This is a genomic window from Rhizobium sp. K102, assembly GCF_022385315.1.
Taxonomy (GTDB): domain Bacteria; phylum Pseudomonadota; class Alphaproteobacteria; order Rhizobiales; family Rhizobiaceae; genus Rhizobium; species Rhizobium croatiense.
Genome location: NZ_CP092436.1, coordinates 1949931 through 1969245, shown reverse-complemented (window position 1 = coordinate 1969245; position 19315 = coordinate 1949931). Strand labels below are relative to the sequence as shown.

The window sequence follows — 19315 nt, the reverse complement described above, 5'->3', positions numbered from 1 at the left end:
GGGCGGTCTGACCGGCGTCCCGTTCATCACCTTAAAATAGGCGCTACGAGCTCACGGCTTGCTGCGCGATGATCAGAGCTTTGACAGGGAGTACTGGATGAAACGCTCCGCACTGGATGGAACGCAACAGACCAATTTCATCTATTTATTGCCTGGATTGCTGCTCTATGCGGCGTTTGTCTTTGGGCCGATTGTCGCGGCTTTGGGTTTGAGCCTGACCAGCTGGGACGGCCTGACCATGCCCAGATGGGTTGGGCTGGGCAATTACGCCGATCTCTTTTCCGACAGCCGTTTTTACATTGCCTTGCGCAACAATGCCGAACTCATGATCTTCTACTGCGTCCTGCCGCTCGTGCTCGGCATAACGCTTGCCGCCTGTGTGTGGAATTTGAAGCAGCGCGAACAACTCGCCCTCAGAACGTTCCTGTTCCTGCCTTACATCATGCCGACTGCCGTGTTGGGCATCATCTGGGCATGGCTCTACAATCCGGCATTCGGCCCGTTCAATCAGTTTCTGCGAGCGGTAGGCTTGGGCAGGTTCGCTTTGCCCTGGCTCGGAGATTTCAATTTCGTGCTTCCCGCGGTCGGGATCGTTGCCACCTGGTATTTCTTCGGTTTTTGCATGGTCATCTTCCTCACCGGAATCCAGCGCATCGACCCGTCTCTTTTCGACGCCGCCAAGGTCGACGGCGCGTCGGCGCGAAAAACGTTTTTCTGGATAACACTGCCGCTTCTCATGCCTGAGATCAGGGTGGTTTTGCTTCTGACGGTTATAGCCTCGATCAAAAGCTTCGACCTGATTTTCACCATGACCCGCGGCGGCCCCGCCAATGCGACGCTGGTGCCGAATATCTACATGTATCAGCTCGGTTTCGAGCTCAACCGGTTCGGCGCCGCGGCGGCCATCGCCATCGTCGGCGCCTTGCTGACATTCGCAATCAATTACGCAATTCACCGGCTGGTGGGCTCAAGAAGCAAGGGATTGGCTTGATGAGCCGTTCGTCCAACATCCCCGCCGCGCTGTTCCTTCGCATTATCCTCTGGCTCCTGGCTTTCGTAACGATCACCCCGTTCCTGCTTCTGCTGCTGACCTCGATAAAGAGCAAGGCCGACGTTCTGAAGGGCGCATTCGCCCTTCCGGCCTATCCGCATTTCGAAAATTACCTCGATGCCTGGAATGCCGGGCATTTCAACATCTACTTCTGGAATTCGATCGTCGTCGTCATACCCGTCGTTGCTGCAAGCGTCTTTTTAGGCCTGCTGACCGGATTTGCCTTCGCCTACCTGTCATTCCCGCTGCGGCGCACGCTGTTTGCGATCCTGACGCTCGGCATGATGGTACCGGCGGAGGCCTTCATCATCCCGCTTTATTATGAAATGCGCTCTCTCGGGCTGATCAATACCTATGCGGCTCTCATCATCCCGCAGATCGCGATGTCGATACCCTTCTCAACGATCTTCCTTGCCAGCGCGATGCAGCAATTGCCGGAGGAAATTCTCGAAGCGGCGGTCCTCGATGGCGCCGGACGCTTCTATATCCTGCGCAAGATCGTTATCCCGCTGATGATACCGGCAATGTCGACGCTGGCGCTGTTCTTGTTCATCTGGACCTGGAACGAGTTTCTCATTCCGTTCATCCTGGTCAATGACGACGCCTATCGGACGCTGCCGCTGGGCATGCTGTTTTTCCAGGGGCGCTATACCGTCAACACGCCGGTTCTGACCGCCGGCGCGGTGATCGTCATCTTCCCGCTCATTCTGACCTATCTGGTATTCCAGCGGCGGTTTATTGCCGGTCTGACAGCAGGCGCGACGAAATAGACAGCCTCGTGCTCCCAGCTATGGCCTCCGGCCGCGCTTGTGGCGCACCTCAAGCGCCGCGCAGCCCCAGACCGTGCCGAAGAGCAGATAGACATGGCGCCAGTGGTCGATATCGATGACGTTGCCGATCGCGGCATGGCCGAGAACCGAGATCCAGGCGATCATCAGGAAGGGCTGCCACGGCCGGTCGAGCAGCAGGTATCGGAAGCCGAGCATGAGCGTCCAGATAAGCATGCCGACATAGCTGACGAAGCCAAGCCAGCCATAGGAGGTGAGCGATTTCAGCCAGATATTGTGCTCGTCCTCGGGAAACATCGTACCGAACACCAGCGGGCCGATGCCGAGCGGGCGCTCCATCATCATGGTGAAGCCGATCCGGTGACGTTCGAAACGGCCGAGATGTTCGCCGTCATATTGCTGCACCAGCTGGGCGCGGGCGGAGAACAGTTCGGCGACCTTCGGGACTTGAAGCGCCACCAGCAGCGATGCGATCAGCATGATGATCGCCGCCAGCGACAGCACCAGCACTCGTAGGCGAAAGGCGCCGCTGCGCTCCTTCAGCAGCATGATGAAGATCAGCAGCCCTACGCCGAGCGCAAACAGCCCCCAGGCGGCACGCGAAAAAGACAGGAAGATGCCGAGCGCCAGCACGAGCAGGGCGGCAGCCTTCAGTGGCGATTTCTTCAGGTCGCCCACTAGAATCCCGTGGACGAGATAGAGCGATGGCGGCACCAGGAAGGGGCCGAAGACGTTCGGATCCTGGAAGGCGCCCTTGGCGCGGTCATAGAGGGTGAAGATCTCAGCGCCTGGAAAGGCATGGAAATAGCCGAGTATGCCGAGCGCCGAGGTGGCGACGGCGGCGAAGACCCAGGCATTGAAGATCAGCGGCAGCCGCTTGTGGCTGTCCTCGATGATTGCCGCGTAGAAGACCGCGGTCAGCGCCAGGAAGGTCGACACGGCGATATACATCGGCGCCGTTGCCAGATCCTTCATCTGCGTCAGTGACAGCATGCCGCCGATATTGAAGGTGAGCAGCAGGGCAAGCAGGGGCGCCACGCCGCGTGAAATCTTCAATCCCAGGATGAACCAGAGACCGATCAGTCCGGCCATCCAGAGTTCGTAGGGGGCCGGCTCGTCGATGACGAAACCGGAGAGGAAGACGCCGAAGGCGACGAAGGCCGAGCCGATCAGGCGCAGCGTCATCCGCTGCGGCTGGGCGACACGCGGATATGTCGCCTCGACCGTGCTCAATAGGCGTTTTCCGTGTTCAGCAGCCGGATCGGCGTCAGGAACAGGATTTTCAGATCGAACCAGAGCGACCAGTTTTCGATGTAATAAAGGTCGTAGGCCGTACGGAACTTGATCTTCTCGTCATTGTCGACCTCGCCGCGCCAGCCGTTGATCTGCGCCCAGCCGGTGACCCCGGGCTTGACGCGGTGGCGGGCGAAATAACCCTCGACGACATCGCCGAAGGCGCGGTCGCGAGCCTGGGCGAGAACGGCGTGCGGGCGCGGGCCGACCAGCGAAAGCTCGCCTCTCAGCACATTGAAAAGCTGCGGCAACTCGTCGATCGAGGTCTTGCGGATGAAGCGACCGACGCGGGTGACGCGCGGATCGCCCTTGGTCACCGCGGCCTTGCCGGTGGGGTCGGCCATGTTGGTGTACATCGAGCGGAACTTGAAGACGTTGATGATTTCATTGTTGAAGCCATGACGCTTCTGCATGAAGAAAACCGGGCCTTCGGAGGTCGCCTTGATGGCGGCAGCCGTGACCAGCATCAGCGGCCACAGCAGGGCAAGGGCGACCAGGGTGAAGAAGATGTCGAAGCCGCGCTTGGCGACGGAATCCCAGTCGCGGATCGGCTTCTTGAAAATGTCGAGCATCGGCACCGAGCCGACATGCGAATAGGCGCGCGGCCGGAAGCGCAGCCGGTTGGCATGCGCTGCAAGACGGATATCGACCGGCAGAATCCAGAGCTTCTTCAGAAGGTCGAAGATGCGCGCCTCTGCCGACAGCGGCAGGGCGATGATCAGCATGTCGATGCGCGTCAGCCGGACGAATTCGACGAGCTCGGCCACGGTGCCGAGCTTCGGATAACCGGCGACCATGATCGGCGAGCGCTTCTCGCCGCGGTCGTCGAAGATGCCGCAGATGCGAATGTCGTTGTCGGCCTGCTGTTCGAGGATGCGGATCAGCTCCTTGGCGGGCTCGCCGCCGCCGACGATAACGGCGCGCCGTTCCATGATGCCGTTGCGCGCCCAGTTGCGAATGCCGTAGGCGACGAGGAAACGCTCGCCGGCAAGGAAGAGCGCGCCGGCGGCAAACCAGGAGAGATAGGCCTCGGTCATTGCCCATGCGGCGCCGCGGACGAGCGCGAACAGGCCGATGGTGAGGACGAGGGCGATCGTCCATGCGGCGAGGATGCGCGGCATCAGCCGCAGCTTCGCCCGAAGTGCCGGGATGGTGTAGGTGTCGGCAAGCTGCAGGCAGGCCACGGTCAGGGCCGAAGCGATCGCCGCCATGCCCGCCCGCACCAGCAGGGGATCGCTGCCGTCGCCGGGTGCGAAGAAGTAGACGATCAGAGCAATCGAAAAGAGGGCCAGGAATTCGAGCAGCCGTAATTGCCCGATGATGATGACAGGCGAACGGGTTCCGTCGCGGAACTGTTCGGCGATCTGCCGGGCATAGGCATTGATTTCGGTCGGCTCGGAGGCCTGCTCCCGACTTGCATTGCGTCGCGCCTCGATGTCGGAGACCTGCTTGCGCAGCGCTTCTACGTCGAACGGATCGCTTTTTTCCAGCTTGTTCATGGGGTTTTGTCGCTCGTTGTCAGCAAGCGAAATACCAGAAAGCCCCTAAGAAATATTTACGAGGCGGCCGACATTGCTTGGCCCGCGGCGGGATCGACCAGCTCATGGTATAATTTCAGCACATCACGCGCCATGACGGCGGAGGAAAATACCGCCTTTACCGCCTCCGGCTTCGGCATCGTCCTGCCATGCCAGCCGGGCATGGTCAGCGTTTCCGCCATCACGCGGGCGAGGTCGTCGGCATTGCCGGGCTCCACCAGTGCCGCGCTGTCGGCGCCGAGCACCTCGGGAATGCCGCCGACGCGGCTGGCGATGACCGTCTTGCCGGCGCCGAGGCCCTCGAGGACGATATAGGGCATGGCTTCGGCGCGCGAGGGAACGACAAGGTTCTGCGCCATCGAAAAAGCTTCGTGGACGCGCATTGCCGGCAGCATGCCGATGCGCTTGCCGAGGCCGCGTTCGACCATCATCTCGCGGTAACGGTCCCGGTCGGGCCCGTCGCCGATCATCAGCGCCGACAGCGGCCGGCCGAGCAGCCGCTCGGTCTTGGCAAAGGCATCGACAAACAGATCGGGACCCTTGAGGTCCCGGAGCATTCCGACATAGATGAAATGGACGGCATCCGAGCGGGTGGGGATCGGTTCGAAATCACGCTCGCCGATGCCGTTGTAGATCAGTCTCGTCTTCGTCCGTGGCCTGCCCACCTTGCGCATATAGGTGTCGCGCTCATATTCGCAGATGAAGACCAGCGCATCGGTGAAATATTCCTGCAGGCGCTCCATCCTGAGGACGAACTGTCCGCTGAGCGAGGAGCGCGAATAATGCAGGCTTCCGCCATGCGCGGTATAGAGGCGGGCTACGCGATACCTGTTCACCCGCAGGGCTGAGCCGGCAAGTCGCGCGAGCACGCCGCCCTTGGCGCCGTGCCCGTGCAGCACATCCGGCCGCAAACTTTTGATTTTCTTGTACGTATCCCACATCGTCGCAATGTCGGACGGACTGACCGAGCGCCGGATCGGCACGCGTGTCAGGCCGAGCGAGAGATAGGGACGAATATCGTCGAACAGGCTGTCCTCATGCTCGCCACCGGTCGAGCTGTCGCAGAGGATGCCGATGTCGTGACCGGCCTTGGCGTGCTCCTCGACGAGATCGCGGACATGGCGGAAGATTCCGCCGACCGGCGACCTGAAGCAGTGGAGGATGCGGAGCGGCTTCTGTTTTGCCATAACTCAGAAGAGCCGTTCGCGGACGTAGATCGTGTCGCCGGCGATGATCGGCCCCGATATGTTGATGCGGCCGGTCAGCACCTCTCCGTTGATCTTGCGGGTGACGTCGACCATGCTCTGGTTGGCGCGGCTGGTGAAGCCGCCGGCAACGGCGATGGCGTTTTGCACGGTCATGCCGGGAACATAGGCATACTGGCCGGGTTGGCCGACTTCGCCCATGATGAAGATCGAACGGTAGCGGTCGACGTCGATGGTGACGTCGGGATCGCGAAGATAGCCCTGCTGCAGCTTCTGGGCGATCTGCCCCGAGAGTTGCTGCAGGGTGCGGCCGCGGGCAGGGACCTGACCGATGAGGGGGAAGGCGATATAGCCGGCCTGATCCACCGTATAGGTATTTGTCAGGCTCTGCTGGTCGAAGACGGTGATGCGAAGCCGGTCGCCGCTATCAAGCGTATAGGGCTGGATGGTCGCCTCGTTGAAGGCTTTCGGCGCCGGCTTGTACGTCGTGCAGCCGCCCAATGCTGCCGTCATGGCTGCAAGGCTCAGGGCCAAAAGGATTTTGGGCGGGGCGACAGACATCCGCTTGTGCTCACAGAAATGAACTCGGTGAAGCCGTTATCGGTCTGTTAGGGTTAATGCCCGGTAAAAAGCGCATGACAATTTCCTGAGTTCTTTGCCGATCGGGCACATTTCTTGGCAAATCACCATTAACCGTTGAGTTACCACGGTCGTTTACGCTTGCGGCACCTTTGTTGTGGAGTAAGAGCATGTCCGGCGTATCGCGTGATCAGGATGTGGACATCGATCTCGGCCAGCTGGTTCGCGCCGTCTGGGCGCGCCGGCTCAGGATTTTGACGATCACGCTCGTGGGGGCGGGCGTGGCCTTCGCCGGCGCTAAGATCATGTCGCCGCAATATCGCAGCGAAACCCGCATTCTCATCGAACCCCGCGCGCCGGCCTTCGCCAGCACTCAGCAGGTAAACGACGCAGGCGCCGGTCCGCTGATGGATGAGCTGAATATCGCCAGCCAGGTGCAGCTGTTGCAATCGGCCGATCTCCTGAAGAAGGTCATCAACGATCTGAAGCTCTACAATCTGCCGGAATTCGACGATGCCGCCAACGGCTCGGCGATGAGCAGCATCCTGATAAAGCTGCATCTGAAGAAGAACCCAATGGAGAACCCGCCGGAAGAGCGGGTGATCGACGCCTTCGTCGAGCGGCTGCAGGTCTATCAGGTGCCGGGCTCACGCGTCATCGGCATCAGTTTCACCTCCAAGGACCCGAAACTCGCCGCCGCCATTCCGAACGCCATGGCGAATGTCTATCTTTCCACCCAAAGCGGCGCCAAGCTCGATTCCAACTCCGAGGCGACGCGCTGGCTGGAGCCGGAGATCGAAAGCCTGCGCCGCAAGGTCAGCGAGGCCGAGAAGAAGGTCGCCGAATATCGCACCAGCCACGGGCTCTTGCAGACGAACGGCACGACCACGTTTCCCGCCCAGCAGCTGAACGACATCTCCGCCGAGCTCACCCGCGTGCGCGGCGACAAAGCCAATGCCGAGGCGAGGGCGCAGGCGGTGCGCAATGCGCTGTCGTCGGGCGAAGCTTCCGACACGCTGCCTGACATCATGTCCTCGCAGGCGATTCAGCGGCTGAAGGGAACGGAATCGGGCCTGCAGTCGCAAGTCTCAGACTTGCAGACCAGCCTTCTCAACAGCCATCCCAGGCTGAAAAGCCTGCGTGCCCAGCTTGCCGACATCCGCGGACAGATCCGCCAGGAAACGCAGAAGATTCTGGCGAGCATCGAGAACGAGGCCAAGGTCGCCGATCTCCGGGCTCGCGAGCTCGAGCGGCAGAAGGACACGGTGCAGGCCAACAGCGCCCGCGCCGGCGAGGACGAAGTCGGCCTCAACGCGCTCGAGCGCGAGGCGACCGCCCAGCGCCAGCTGCTCGAAACCTATCTGGTGCGCTACCGCGAGGCCGCCTCCCGCGCCGACAGCAATTCGAGCCCGGCCGACGCCCGTATCGTTTCGAAAGCCGTCGAGCCGGTCGATCCCTATTTCCCCAAGGTCGTGCCGATCGTCGTCGTCGCAGCCGTCGCCACACTGATCCTCAGCGCCATCGTCACCATGCTGGCCGAACTCTTCAGCGGCAGGGCGCTTCGCCCGATCGATGCGTCGGCTGAGACAATCGAGACGGAAACAGGCGCCGAGGAGAAGATTGCGCCGCAGGCAGCTCCCGTCGCCGCCGTCAGAACGACCGCCCGGGCGAGCATGCTCGCCGTGGTCGGCGACGAAGAGGATGCTATCGACGAGGACGTGGAGACTGCCGCTGAGGTACCGGAGGACGACAATGAATTCTCCGTCGCCTCGGTTGCCGATTACCTCACCGGCAGCCGAACGCCGCTGGCGATCGCGATATCTCCGACCGGTGACGATGGTTCCGCAGCGACGGTCTTGCTGACCCGCATTCTTGCCGATGCCGGCCGCCGCGTCATCCTGATCGATATGACCGGTTCCGGCCAGCCGACGGAACTGATGGCCGAAGACCAGGCCGCTCCTGGTGTCACCGACCTGCTGTGCGGCGAGGCCGCCTTCGGTGATACCATCCACAGCGATCGGCTTTCCGATGCCCATCTGATCCCGCAGGGCCGGAGCGACGTACGCCGCGCCATGCGCGGTGTCGATCGGCTGTCGCTGCTGCTCGATGCGCTGGCCGCTGCCTACGACCTCGTGGTCGTCGAATGCGGCGCTGCCGATGTCGCCGGCGTCTCGCGCCTGACGCGCAGCCGGGATGTCGAGATCATCCTCTCGCTGCCGCAGCTCGAGGAGACCGTTTTCGTTACACTGATGACGGAATTCCAGGCTGCGGGCTACGAGCGCGTCGTGCTGATGTCGGGCGGCGAAGCGGCAGAGCAGAGGCTCGGCCAGGCGGCCTAACGCATGGCGCGCAAAAGTGTGCGACGGTTTTGCGGCAACGCCATGCGTAAACAAAAACCCTATGGCGCGCGTGCTGCTGTTTTGCGGCAACCACACGCGCAGGGCAGACCGTTCAGCTGATCCTTGCCCGGATCCCCTGGGCGAATTTATGGAGCTTCGGGCGCGCCTTGATATGCGCCTTGCCGCGCGTGACGATCCTGTGCGCGGCGCCGGCGGCGATGCCGATAGGCGAAACCGGCAGCACCACGTCGTAATGCGCGGTCTCGACCGGCGCCCAGGATCGTTTGTAGGTCTGATCGCCGAGGCCGAAATCGAACAGCGCGACGCCTTTGCCGTGCAATCCCGAGATAGTCTGCCAATAGAGGAATTCGCCGGGGCTCGTATCCGGCACGAGGTCTTCGTCGATCGCCCCGAATTGGCAGATGACGTGATCGCCCTTGCGCGAGATGCCCGAGATCGCAGCGATCCGGTCCTCATTCCCACCCTTCAGCCGCAGGACATGCATCTGCAGGCCGAAGAACTGCCCTGTTTCATCCTGCTTGTCGATGAGGCCATGCAGGAAGGCCTGTGTTTCCCGGTCGGCAAAGACGTCGGGCAGGCCAAGGCTGGCGAAGCGGGTACTTTTCAGACGGAAGAAGATATCGAGCAGGCGATGCTGTTCTTCCGATGTTTCGGGGATGACGTATTCGGCGCCGCCGGCGGCCTCGAGACGCCTCGATTGAACGCGGAACTTCTTACGCCGGCTCTTGGCGTTGATCTGTTTCAGCGTCTCCTCGAAACCGGCAAGGAGCGGCAGTTGATAGGCGTGGTTCTGGTTTTGCACCATAGGCAGCCCGGTGAACGGCGTCTGCCGCCCGCGCCATTCCAACGGAATGTTTTGCAGCAGCAGCAGATCGGCCCGCCCCTTCAACGCTTGCTGAAGCTGACGAGCGAATTTTGCGGCGTCGATGCTGCCGCCGCTTTCGGCGAAATTTCTCGAGAATAAACCGGTATTGATATTGCTGTGATCGGCAGCGATGAATTTCGCGACGGAAAGACCACGCGACTTGACGATCTCGACCGGCAGAATGAAGGCCGTCTCCCCGGCATAGGTGCCTTTGAGGATCGCCAGCGGCCGTCGAAAGGCGCTTACCCAGGCGGCGCACCAATCGTAGCTCTGATGGAGCGACTGGAGATTGTCGACCTCCAGCGCCCGCCAATCATCTTCCAGCGGCTGCATCGCATCGAAAACGGCGATGTCGATTTTGGCCATGGCAAGTTTCATGCTCACCTGGCGTAGGCGTGAAATCGCCGTCTCGGCCAGTGCGCCATCGTCTGACGGCTGTTCATCGACGTCGAACTTTTGCGTCTGCACGGGAACTCTCCGGTCAAAATGCTGAGCGGGAAGCTAGCCATGCAGGGCGTATATTTGGTTTAATCGTCGGCTATCAGCGAGGTTTTCCGCCGATCACGGTTATCCGGCCGTTAATGGCTTACTGCTGCCGCGGTCCGGCCATCCATTTGATGATCACCATCGCCGGCAAGATCCAAAGCAGGCCGGTGAGCAGGAAATAGAGCAGGTGCCCCCACCAGGGCGCGTTGCCGAGCGTCGCCACTGCGATCGTGTTCGCCACCAGCGCGTAGACGAGCACGAGCACGATGATGAGGATCGTGCCGATGAATTTGCGGAGGCGGACGGGCATTTTGATCTCTTGTCTGGGTGGCGCGAACCGGCGCGACGGCATGCCGCAAAGGTTCGGGGCTTGTTTTGCATGAGCCGGTGGGGCAAATCAACTGCCGGATAGAAGGAGACATCATGGCCGTCGCGAACCTCACCACGGAACAGGCGATCCTTAGCGAAGTGCGCAAGCAGAACCGCAATCGCCGCGCCTTGCGGCTGTGGCTCGGCTTCGTGCTTTTAGCGCTCTTCTGTCTCGTGCTCGTCGGCGGCGCCACGCGGCTGACCAATTCCGGCCTGTCGATCACCGAATGGAAGCCGATCCATGGCGTCATTCCGCCGCTATCGGCTGCCGAATGGGAGGAGGAGTTCCGCCTCTACCAGCGCATTCCCGAATTTCAGCAATTGAACAGCTCCATGACGGTCGACGAGTTCAAGGGCATTTTCTGGTGGGAATGGGCCCACCGGCTGATCGCCCGCGGCATCGGCGTGATCTTCGCGCTGCCGCTTATCTTTTTCTGGCTGACGGGGCGCATCGAAAGGCGCCTGCGCTGGCCGCTCGTCGGCATTCTGGCGCTCGGCGGCCTGCAGGGTTTTATCGGCTGGTGGATGGTGTCCTCGGGTCTTTCCGTCCGCACCGATGTCAGCCAATACCGGCTCGCGACTCATCTCGTCATGGCCTGCCTGATCTTTGCCGGCTGTATGTGGATCATGCGCGGGTTATCGCCGCATTCCAACGATCCGGCGCCGGCGCGCAGCTCGCGCGGTTTTGCCGCCGTCATCGCCATCTTCGCGCTGTTCCAGATCTATCTCGGCGCGCTGGTGGCCGGGCTCGACGCCGGTTTCTCCTACAATACCTGGCCGCTGATGGATGGTGCCGTCATCCCTTCGGATCTCTTGATCCAGCAGCCCTTCTGGATCAACGCCTTCGAGAACCCGAAGACCGTGCAGTTCATCCACCGCGTCGGCGCCTACGCGCTCTTCGCGTTGACTTTGATCAACATGGTCATTGCCCTGCGCGCCGCAGCCTGGACCACCCATGCCCGCCGCGCCGTGGTGCTTTTCTCGCTGGTGACGCTGCAGGCGGCGATCGGCATCGCCACACTGCTGATGCAGGTGCCGCTTCACTGGGGTCTGCTGCATCAGGCCGGCGCTCTGGTGGTCTTCGGTTTCGCCGTCGCCAACTGGCGCGGCTTTTACGGCGAATATCCGCACGCCACGGCAATTGCGGAGCGCGATTGAAGCGCAAGCCGTTTAACGCAGCACGCCGTCGAGCAGCGGCATGCCGATGATCGCAGCGGCGGTGATCAGCACGTAGCAGGCGATGCGGAAGGTCCGTTCCTCGGCCAGCCCGAACAGTTTCGAGCCGCCGTAAAGCCCCAGCGCATAACTCGGCAGAATGACGGCCGTCAGGGCAAAGACGGCGGGGACGAACAGACCGCCGATATAATAGCTGATGGCGCTGAAGATGGTGGAAATGGAGAAATAGAGCACGACATTGGCCCGAACGCGCGTGAAGTCGCTCTTGCCGCCGAGCCAATAGGCGACGACAGGCGGTCCGCCGAGCTGCGCGGCGCCGCTGAAGAGGCCGGCAATCAGGCCGACGCCGCTGCTGAGCGGCGCCGAGGGCGCGCCGTGATAACGCCATCCGGAGACGAGAAGCGCGAGCAGTGAGATGGCGACGATCGTGATGCTCCAGCGCAACAGCGTCGGGTCGAGCAGTGCCAGCATCGCCGTGCCGGCCGGGACGCCGAGTGCCGCACCCGCGGCCATGACGAAGACCTCGGGCCGGTTGGCGTTGCGCCAGGCGGGTGGAATCATCCCCAGCGTGGCAATGCCGTCGATGACGAGCAGGATCGGCGAGGCCAGCTTCGGCCCGATGATGGCGCCACCGAGCGGAATGAAGATCAGCGCTGCCCCGAAACCGGAAAAGCCGCGGGCGAGCCCGGCGATGAAGGCAAAGGCCATCAGGGCATAGATACCGTGATCGGGCAGGGCGGCGGCAAACCAGGCCTGCCCGTCCGTGATAAGCGCATCCAGCGTCATGACGTCAGGAAGCGAGCATCAGGTCCATGTTCTGCACGGCAGCACCCGAGGCGCCCTTGCCGAGATTGTCGAGCAGCGCCACCAGATTGACCTGGGAACCGCCCGGCGTGCCGAAGACGAAGAGCTTCATCGTGTCCTTGCCTTCGAGTTCGACGGCGTTGACACGGGGGAGCGCCTTGCTGTCGGCGAGCGGCACGACGGTGACGATGTCCTGGCCGGCATAGTGAGCGACGAGAGCCGCCTGGATGGTTTCCATCGTCGTGCCCTCGGCGAGATCGTCGAGATGCAGCGGCACCTGCACGATCATGCCCTGCGCGAATTTGCCGACCGATGGCGAGAAAATCGGTGCGCGGTCGAGCAGGCCATGCACGGTCATTTCGGGCACATGCTTGTGGGTGAGGGGAAGACCGTAGAGAAAGTGCGGCGCGGTGATCGCATCCGGGTGATCCGGATTTTCCATCTGGGCGATCATCTGCTTGCCGCCACCGGTATAGCCGGAGACCGCATTGACCGTCACCGGGTAGCCGTCCGGCAGGATGCCGGCGGCACGTAGCGGCCGGATCAGGCCGATTGCACCGGTCGGATAGCAGCCGGGGTTGGCGACGAAACGCGCGGCCTTGATCTTGTCGGCCTGCGCGCCATCCATTTCGGCAAAGCCATAGGCCCAGCCGGGGTTGACGCGGAAGGCGGTCGAGGTGTCGATGACGCGCACATTGTTGTTGGCCGAGACCATCTGAACCGCTTCCTTCGATGCCTCGTCGGGCAGGCAGAGAATGGCGATATCAGCGCTGTTCAGCATGTCCTCGCGCAGGGCGGCGTTGCGCCGCTCGGCCTCGGGAATGGACAGAAGCTCGACATCGCGGCGGCCGGCCATGCGCGTGCGGATCTGCAGACCCGTTGTGCCGTGTTCGCCGTCGATGAAGATTTTCGGTGCCATGTTAACCTGCGCTTTCAATGGGTTCAGAAGGTTTCCGGATTCATTTGGGGATAATAAGTCAGCCTTGTGACACGGCGATGGCGCGTCGCTCCGCATGAAGCCCCAGCATATACATCGCCACCGTTGCCCCGGCAATGGCGGTGATATCGGCATGGTCGTAGGGCGGCGAAACCTCGACGATATCGGCGCCGCGGATATCGAGCTGGTGCAGGCGCTGCAGCACCGAGAGGATCTTGGCGCTCGACGGTCCGCCGGCGACCGGTGTGCCGGTGCCGGGCGCAAAGGCCGGATCGAGGCAATCGATATCGAAGGTGAGATAGGCCGGCGCGCCGCGCGTGTGGGAGATGATCGCCGAAGCGATGTCGCCGGCAGTCATATCCTCGACCTGATGACCATAGAGAATATTGATGCCGCAATCCTCCGGCGCATGGGTGCGGATGCCGATCTGAATCGAGCGATCGGGGTCGATGATGCCCTCGCGGGTGGCCCGTGCGACGAAGGAGCCATGGTCGATGCGCCGCTCTTCGTCGAACCAGGTGTCCTGATGCGCGTCGAACTGCACGAGCGCCAGCGGCCCATGTTTTGCCGCATGCGCTTTCAGCAGCGGCCAGGTGACGTAATGATCGCCGCCGAGCGTTAGCAGAAAGGCGCCGCTCTCGAGGATGAGGTTGGCCTGGCGTTCTATGGCGCCAGGCGTATCCTGGTGATTGCCGTAATCGAGCAGGCAGTCACCGTAGTCGATCACGGCCATGTCCGCGAACAATTGGCGGTTGAAGGGATATTGCGCATCATTGTCGAAGATCGCCGAGGCACGCCGGATCGCTTGCGGGCCGAAGCGCGTGCCCGGCCGGTTCGATGTGGCGGCGTCGAAAGGAATGCCCCAGACGGCGACATCGACGCCGGTGAGTTCCTTGGTGAAGCGGCGGCGCATGAAGGACAGCGCGCCGGCAAAGGTCGGGTCGCTGGCGGCGGAGGTGAGGCTGGTCGCTGTGAAGGCGTGGTCGATGGTCTTGTTCGCCAAGTGGGGCTCCTTTTTCGGTCGTGAAAGGTCAAGGCGTCGACAACGGGTAGGCGACCAGGCGGCGAATTTCAAGCAATCGGAAAGGAAGTGGCGACAAAAGCATGTCGTGATGCGGGCGTGGAAGGAGGTGCTGGCAGATCATGCAAACAAAAAGGCCGGGTTTCCCCGGCCTTCGTAAAATCCATTTGTCCGAAGCGATTAACGCTTGGAGAACTGGAACGAGCGGCGGGCCTTTGCCTTGCCGTACTTCTTGCGTTCGACGACGCGGCTGTCGCGGGTCAGGAAGCCGCCCTTCTTCAGCACCGAGCGCAGGCCCGGTTCGAAGTAGGTGAGCGCCTTGGACAGGCCGTGGCGAACGGCACCGGCCTGGCCGGAGAGGCCGCCGCCGGCAACGGTTGCGACGATGTCGAACTGGCCGTCACGGGCAGCCGCGACGATCGGCTGGCGCAGGATCATCTGCAGCACCGGGCGGGCGAAATATTCCGCGAATTCCTTGCCGTTGACGATGATCTTGCCGGAGCCCGGCTTGACCCAGACGCGCGCGACGGCGTTCTTGCGCTTGCCGGTCGCGTAGGAGCGGCCGAGCGAATCGACCTTGCGGACGTGGGCCGGAGCAGCAGCTTCAGAAGCCGTGCCGAGATCCTTCAGGGAGGAGAGGTCAGCCATGATCAGGCGCTCCTTACGTTCTTTTTGTTGAGCGCGGCAACGTCGAGGGCGACCGGCTGCTGGGCTTCATGGGGATGGTTGGCGCCGGCGTAGACGCGCAGGTTCTTCATCTGGCGACGGCCAAGCGGGCCGCGCGGAACCATGCGCTCGACGGCCTTTTCGAGGACGCGCTCCGGGAAGCGGCCTTCGATGATCTGGCGCGCGGTGCGTTCCTTGATGCCGCCGGCATAACCGGTGTGCCAGTAGTAGACCTTGTCGGAATACTTCTTGCCGGTGAAAACGACCTTGTCGGCATTGATGACGATGACGTTGTCGCCGTCGTCAACGTGGGGCGTGAAGGTTGCCTTGTGCTTGCCGCGCAGGCGCATAGCGATGATGGAAGCGAGACGGCCAACGACCAGCCCTTCGGCGTCGATGATCACCCACTTCTTCTCCACCTCTGCAGGCTTCTGGGAGAAGGTAGCCATAATGAATACTCTCTTTTGGGACCCTTGCCCGAAGGCTGGAAGGGCGTTTCTTGTTGCTTGGATTGGCAGGCGCCAGGCATGCCAAAAGAAAGCAGCCGGGAAGGCTGCGTTCTGGCGCGGTGTATAAAGGGAATGTGTTATCGGGTCAATATCGACACGTCCGGCGATCTCAAAAGAAACATAAGTAAAAACAGCTGCTTAGCAATGTGGTATTATGTTGCCTCAAATTAGGTGGGGCGGGAAGCTGCCATCTTGAAGGTTTTTCCCCCGTCGCGTCCGGACTTGTGGGGTCGAAGCGGTGTTAATCCTTGCACTCGCGCAGACATTTCATCATTTCCCGAAGGCCGCGTGTCAGATGTTTGTCCCGGCGCAGAACCATGCCGAGCCGGCGCATGAGCTTCGGCTTCAGCGACGACGTCGTCACCAGGCCGGCACGGTCGCGCTTGAGCGCCAGCCCCGGCAGGATCGACCAGCCGAGCCCGACGGCCACCAGCTCCTTGATCGCCTCGACGCTGCCGAATTCCATCGCAGGTCGGGTCCTGCCATCGGCGGCGGCGAGCCACGCGTCGATTGCCCGCCTGGTATTGCCGCCCTCGTAAAGCAGCAGCGTCCTGTCGCGCATGAAGGCGGCGTCCGGTCCGCCTTCGGGCAGCAGGCTGCCTGCGGGCGCGACAGCCAGCAATTCCTCCTCGTAAAACGGTTCGATCTCGAAGTTTCGTCCCGATGCCGGCAAGGCCACGACGGCGATGTCTAGGCTGTTGGCCTCCAGATCGCGCAGAATATCATCGGCATTGCCGATATTGACGGTGATTTCGAGGCCAGGCATCGCCTTCCTGGCGGCGGCGATGGCGCGCGGCAGCAGATGGATCGAGGCCGTGCCGCCGCTGCCGATGCGCACCCGGCCGCTGGCGCCGTCCCTGTGGGGCATCATTGCTTCTTCCGCCGCGGCTGCTTCCTGCAGCAGACGCCTCGCGTGCGAAAGCAGGTCGAGGCCGGCCGCCGTTGGTTGCGCCCGCCGCCCGACGCGCTCGATCAGCCTGACGCCGAGCCGCTGTTCGAGGCCTTTGATCTGCAGGCTGACGGCCGGTTGCGTCACACCTTCCTTGTCGGCGGCGGCCGTAAAGCTTCCAAGATCGGCGACGTTGACGAAGGTCGCGAGCTGATCGAGATTGAGCGGCACCCAAAGAATTCCTTATGCATATCATAATATCCATAAGCTTCTTTCGCGGCATCTTCCAGCGCATATTTATCTCCGTTGAGAAAGGACAAAAGATGACCCTGGAATTCGGCGAGATATTAGCGACACCGCGCAACGCCCATTGTTTGAAACTTCGCGAGACGGCACGCCGGGGCCGGCGGCTGCTGGCGGCCATCGAGTGTCGGCTCGAAAAGCGACGCAGCCGCCGCAAGCTTTCGGACCTCACCGATGATGAGCTTCGCGATATCGGTCTGACCCGTGCGCAGGCGACGGCCGAGACATCGAAATCGTGGTTCTGGTTTTGACCACGCCGCAGCGGGGAGGGCGGATCCTGCTCGAAATTGCCGGCGCCTTGTGGCAGAACAGGTGTGTGGAAATCGAGCGCAGGGAGCAGCATCATGGCCGAAATCGTATCCTTCCGAAAGGACGCGGACAGGGTGGACGGATTGTTGCTCCGCTCGCTGCGCGACGGCGTGCTGCGGCTCGTGCTCAACGATCCGCCGGCCAATGCGCTTTCGATTGCGCTTCTCGAGGCGCTGATGGCCGAGCTCGAAAAGGCGGAGGCGGATTTGGATGTGCGCGTCGTCGTCATCGCCTCGACCGGCTCCGTCTTTTCCGCCGGCCATGACCTCAAGGAACTCACGGCCCATCGCGTCGACGAAGACCGGGGCGCTGCGTTCTTCGAGAAAAGCTTCCGCCTCTGCGCCGATCTGATGCTGAAGATCGCGCATCTGCCAAAACCTGTTATCGCCGAGGTCGACGGGCTTGCAACGGCTGCCGGCTGTCAGCTCGTTGCCTCCTGTGATCTGGCGATCTGCACGGACACGTCGACGTTCTGTACGCCGGGCGTCAATATCGGCCTGTTCTGTTCGACGCCGATGGTGGCGGTTACCCGTGCCGCCCATCGCAAACAGGCGATGGAAATGCTTCTGACCGGCGAGACGATCGACGCTTCGACCGCCAAGGATTTCGGCCTCGTCAACCGCATCGTGCCGAAGCAGTATCTGGCGCAGGTCGTTTCCAAATATGCGGCCGTGATCGCTGGCAAATCGCCATTGATCCTGAAAATCGGCAAGCAAGCATTTTATCGGCAGCTCGAACTGCCGGTGGAGGCAGCCTATGACTATGCCGCCAAGGTGATGGTGGAGACCATGCTGACGCAGGATGCGCAGGAGGGCATCGGCGCCTTCCTCGGCAAGCGCAAGCCGGAATGGAAGGGCGAATGATCACGCCAGCTTCAGAACCAGCACGCCGGCCGCGATGACGACGCCGGCGAGGTAACGCCAGATCCCGGCTTTTTCCTTGAACACGGCGACCGAGATCACCAGAGCGAAGACGATCGCGGTTTCCCGCAACGCGGCAACGGTCGCGACCGGAGCCTTCGTCATCGCCCAGAGCGCCAGTCCGTAAGATGCAATCGAACCCGCGCCGCCGATAAGGCCGCGCCACCAGTTGCGGCGAACGTGGCGCACCACCGTCAGGCTGCCGCGCCGGGACGCCGCCCAGGCAAACAGCAGTATGGGCGGCAGCAGCGACATCCACAACGTATAGGAAACCGCGTTGCCTGAAAGGCGGGCGCCGATGCCGTCGACATAAGTGTAGCTGGCGATGACGAAGGCATTGGCAATGGAGAGGACGACGGCGCGGCCGCTGCCGCGACGCGCCTCCAGAGCGAGCGTCAGGACGCCGGCCGAGATCGTCATGATGCCGGCGAGCGCGGCGCCGGAAAGGTCTTCCCTGAGGACGACACCGCTTGTTGCGGCGATCAGCAACGGCGCGCAACCACGCATCAGCGGATAGACCAGGCCGATATCGCCGGCCCGGTAGGCGGCGGCAACCAGCTGGAAATAGGCGAACTGCAGGATGGCCGACGCGCCGATAAACGGCCAGGCCGCACTATGCGGCAATGGCAGAAATGCCAAAAACGGCAAGGCCGATACGGCGCCGCCGGCCGAAATCAGCGCCGCATCAAGGGATTTATCGCTCCCCGCTTTGACGATCGCGTTCCATGTCGCATGAAGCAATGCACCGAACAGAACGAGCAGGATGACGTCGAGGGGCAAGGATAAATCCTGGACTACGGGGGAAAGACAAGCGCTTCGCCCCGACGGGGCAAACTTCTGGTAAGACAACTGCGATTTGCACGAAAATGCGTTGCCGCGGTCGCGGATGTCTTCCTGTCCGCAATATCACCCTTCCAATATCCCAACAATGGCGGGTGCAGCCGGCAATTTTTGCGTGCGCTCGATATGCGTTCAATCCAAGCGATCTTCTCAACTATGAGATGCTGCTAATGGACACCAGAACATAGGGTGATTTTTCGAAGAACGAAAGAAGAAAACGCTTGGAGGGATTCCGGTGTGGATCTTTCTATGTTGCTGAAATACAGATATTATTCTATAACTTTGACATACGTGAAAAATAAAGCTGCTGATTGCATATTCTCAGAAAAATCGCAGCGCGGGATTGAGGCGGCGGACACTCCCAAACGCGAAGGGCGTAGGGCGTTGCGACGGTCACGGCAACAAAA

General features: G+C 61.8%; 19 protein-coding genes. 6 read left to right on the top strand and 13 right to left on the bottom strand.

Features of this window, described 5'->3' with window-relative positions; all coding sequences use genetic code 11:
• The first annotated feature begins 97 nt into the window (after positions 1-97).
• Both MHI61_RS15680 and MHI61_RS15675 read left to right on the top strand, forming a co-directional pair.
• Positions 98-991, top strand: a complete 894-nt coding sequence (locus tag MHI61_RS15680; RefSeq protein ID WP_239792848.1) for a sugar ABC transporter permease — start codon at positions 98-100, stop codon at positions 989-991.
• Positions 991-1821 (top strand): carbohydrate ABC transporter permease, encoded by an 831-nt coding sequence (locus tag MHI61_RS15675; RefSeq protein ID WP_239792633.1) that lies wholly within the window; start codon positions 991-993, stop codon positions 1819-1821. Before MHI61_RS15680 ends, MHI61_RS15675 begins: the two co-directional genes overlap by 1 nt.
• 18 nt (positions 1822-1839) lie before the next feature.
• Here MHI61_RS15675 and MHI61_RS15670 read toward each other — a convergent pair whose 3' ends face one another.
• From MHI61_RS15670 to MHI61_RS15655, 4 genes are read right to left on the bottom strand one after another with little or no spacing between them, the layout of a single operon-like run.
• Positions 1840-3072 carry an O-antigen ligase family protein gene (locus MHI61_RS15670; RefSeq protein ID WP_239792632.1) on the bottom strand — a complete coding sequence of 411 codons (1233 nt, stop codon included), beginning with the start codon at positions 3070-3072 and terminating at the stop codon, positions 1840-1842.
• Positions 3069-4631 carry an undecaprenyl-phosphate glucose phosphotransferase gene (locus MHI61_RS15665; RefSeq protein ID WP_239792631.1) on the bottom strand — a complete coding sequence of 521 codons (1563 nt, stop codon included), beginning with the start codon at positions 4629-4631 and terminating at the stop codon, positions 3069-3071. The genes MHI61_RS15670 and MHI61_RS15665 overlap by 4 nt, the downstream gene beginning before the upstream one ends.
• Positions 4632-4687: 56 nt before the next feature.
• Positions 4688-5857 (bottom strand): glycosyltransferase family 4 protein, encoded by a 1170-nt coding sequence (locus MHI61_RS15660; RefSeq protein ID WP_097581642.1) that lies wholly within the window; start codon positions 5855-5857, stop codon positions 4688-4690.
• Between the two features lie 3 nt (positions 5858-5860).
• Positions 5861-6436, bottom strand: a complete 576-nt coding sequence (locus tag MHI61_RS15655; protein ID WP_010028428.1) for a polysaccharide biosynthesis/export family protein — start codon at positions 6434-6436, stop codon at positions 5861-5863.
• A gap of 188 nt (positions 6437-6624) precedes the next feature.
• Between MHI61_RS15655 and MHI61_RS15650 the strand changes: the two genes are divergently transcribed.
• Positions 6625-8793 (top strand): Wzz/FepE/Etk N-terminal domain-containing protein, encoded by a 2169-nt coding sequence (locus tag MHI61_RS15650; RefSeq protein WP_239792630.1) that lies wholly within the window; start codon positions 6625-6627, stop codon positions 8791-8793.
• 112 nt (positions 8794-8905) lie between these two features.
• Here the strand turns inward: MHI61_RS15650 and MHI61_RS15645 are convergent, their stop codons facing one another.
• Both MHI61_RS15645 and MHI61_RS15640 read right to left on the bottom strand, forming a co-directional pair.
• Positions 8906-10147, bottom strand: a complete 1242-nt coding sequence (locus tag MHI61_RS15645; RefSeq protein WP_239792629.1) for a GNAT family N-acetyltransferase — start codon at positions 10145-10147, stop codon at positions 8906-8908.
• A gap of 118 nt (positions 10148-10265) precedes the next feature.
• Positions 10266-10475: a DUF2842 domain-containing protein gene (locus MHI61_RS15640; RefSeq protein WP_010016031.1), complete on the bottom strand. Its 210-nt coding sequence runs from the start codon at positions 10473-10475 to the stop codon at positions 10266-10268.
• A gap of 113 nt (positions 10476-10588) precedes the next feature.
• Here MHI61_RS15640 and MHI61_RS15635 point away from each other — a divergent pair, with 113 nt between their 5' ends.
• The gene (locus tag MHI61_RS15635; RefSeq protein ID WP_239792628.1) at positions 10589-11692 is read left to right on the top strand and encodes a COX15/CtaA family protein; all 1104 of its coding nucleotides are present in this window, start codon (positions 10589-10591) and stop codon (positions 11690-11692) included.
• A gap of 12 nt (positions 11693-11704) precedes the next feature.
• On the opposite strand, the gene MHI61_RS15630 is transcribed toward MHI61_RS15635, so the two are convergent.
• The 6 genes from MHI61_RS15630 to MHI61_RS15605 form a co-directional block, all read right to left on the bottom strand.
• On the bottom strand, positions 11705-12496 hold the full coding sequence (locus tag MHI61_RS15630; protein WP_239792627.1) for a sulfite exporter TauE/SafE family protein: 792 nt from the start codon (positions 12494-12496) through the stop codon (positions 11705-11707).
• Between the two features lie 4 nt (positions 12497-12500).
• Positions 12501-13433, bottom strand: a complete 933-nt coding sequence (gene argC / locus MHI61_RS15625; protein WP_239792626.1) for an N-acetyl-gamma-glutamyl-phosphate reductase — start codon at positions 13431-13433, stop codon at positions 12501-12503.
• 58 nt (positions 13434-13491) lie between these two features.
• Positions 13492-14454: an agmatinase gene (gene speB / locus MHI61_RS15620; protein WP_239792625.1), complete on the bottom strand. Its 963-nt coding sequence runs from the start codon at positions 14452-14454 to the stop codon at positions 13492-13494.
• A 198-nt stretch (positions 14455-14652) separates the two neighbouring features.
• Complete coding sequence (gene rpsI / locus MHI61_RS15615; protein WP_009995734.1) at positions 14653-15120, bottom strand: 30S ribosomal protein S9; 468 nt, start codon at positions 15118-15120, stop codon at positions 14653-14655.
• A 2-nt stretch (positions 15121-15122) separates the two neighbouring features.
• Positions 15123-15587 (bottom strand): 50S ribosomal protein L13, encoded by a 465-nt coding sequence (rplM, locus tag MHI61_RS15610; RefSeq protein WP_008521951.1) that lies wholly within the window; start codon positions 15585-15587, stop codon positions 15123-15125.
• A gap of 301 nt (positions 15588-15888) precedes the next feature.
• A complete protein-coding gene (locus tag MHI61_RS15605) occupies positions 15889-16767 on the bottom strand; it encodes a LysR family transcriptional regulator (RefSeq protein ID WP_239792624.1) in 879 nt (292 codons plus the stop codon).
• A 92-nt stretch (positions 16768-16859) separates the two neighbouring features.
• Between MHI61_RS15605 and MHI61_RS15600 the strand changes: the two genes are divergently transcribed.
• Positions 16860-17090 (top strand): DUF1127 domain-containing protein, encoded by a 231-nt coding sequence (locus MHI61_RS15600; RefSeq protein ID WP_239792623.1) that lies wholly within the window; start codon positions 16860-16862, stop codon positions 17088-17090.
• 93 nt (positions 17091-17183) lie between these two features.
• Positions 17184-18011, top strand: coding sequence for an enoyl-CoA hydratase (locus tag MHI61_RS15595; RefSeq protein WP_239792622.1), 828 nt, complete (start codon positions 17184-17186; stop codon positions 18009-18011).
• Here MHI61_RS15595 and MHI61_RS15590 read toward each other — a convergent pair whose 3' ends face one another.
• Positions 18012-18848, bottom strand: coding sequence for an EamA family transporter (locus MHI61_RS15590; RefSeq protein ID WP_239792621.1), 837 nt, complete (start codon positions 18846-18848; stop codon positions 18012-18014).
• Positions 18849-19315 lie beyond the last annotated feature (467 nt).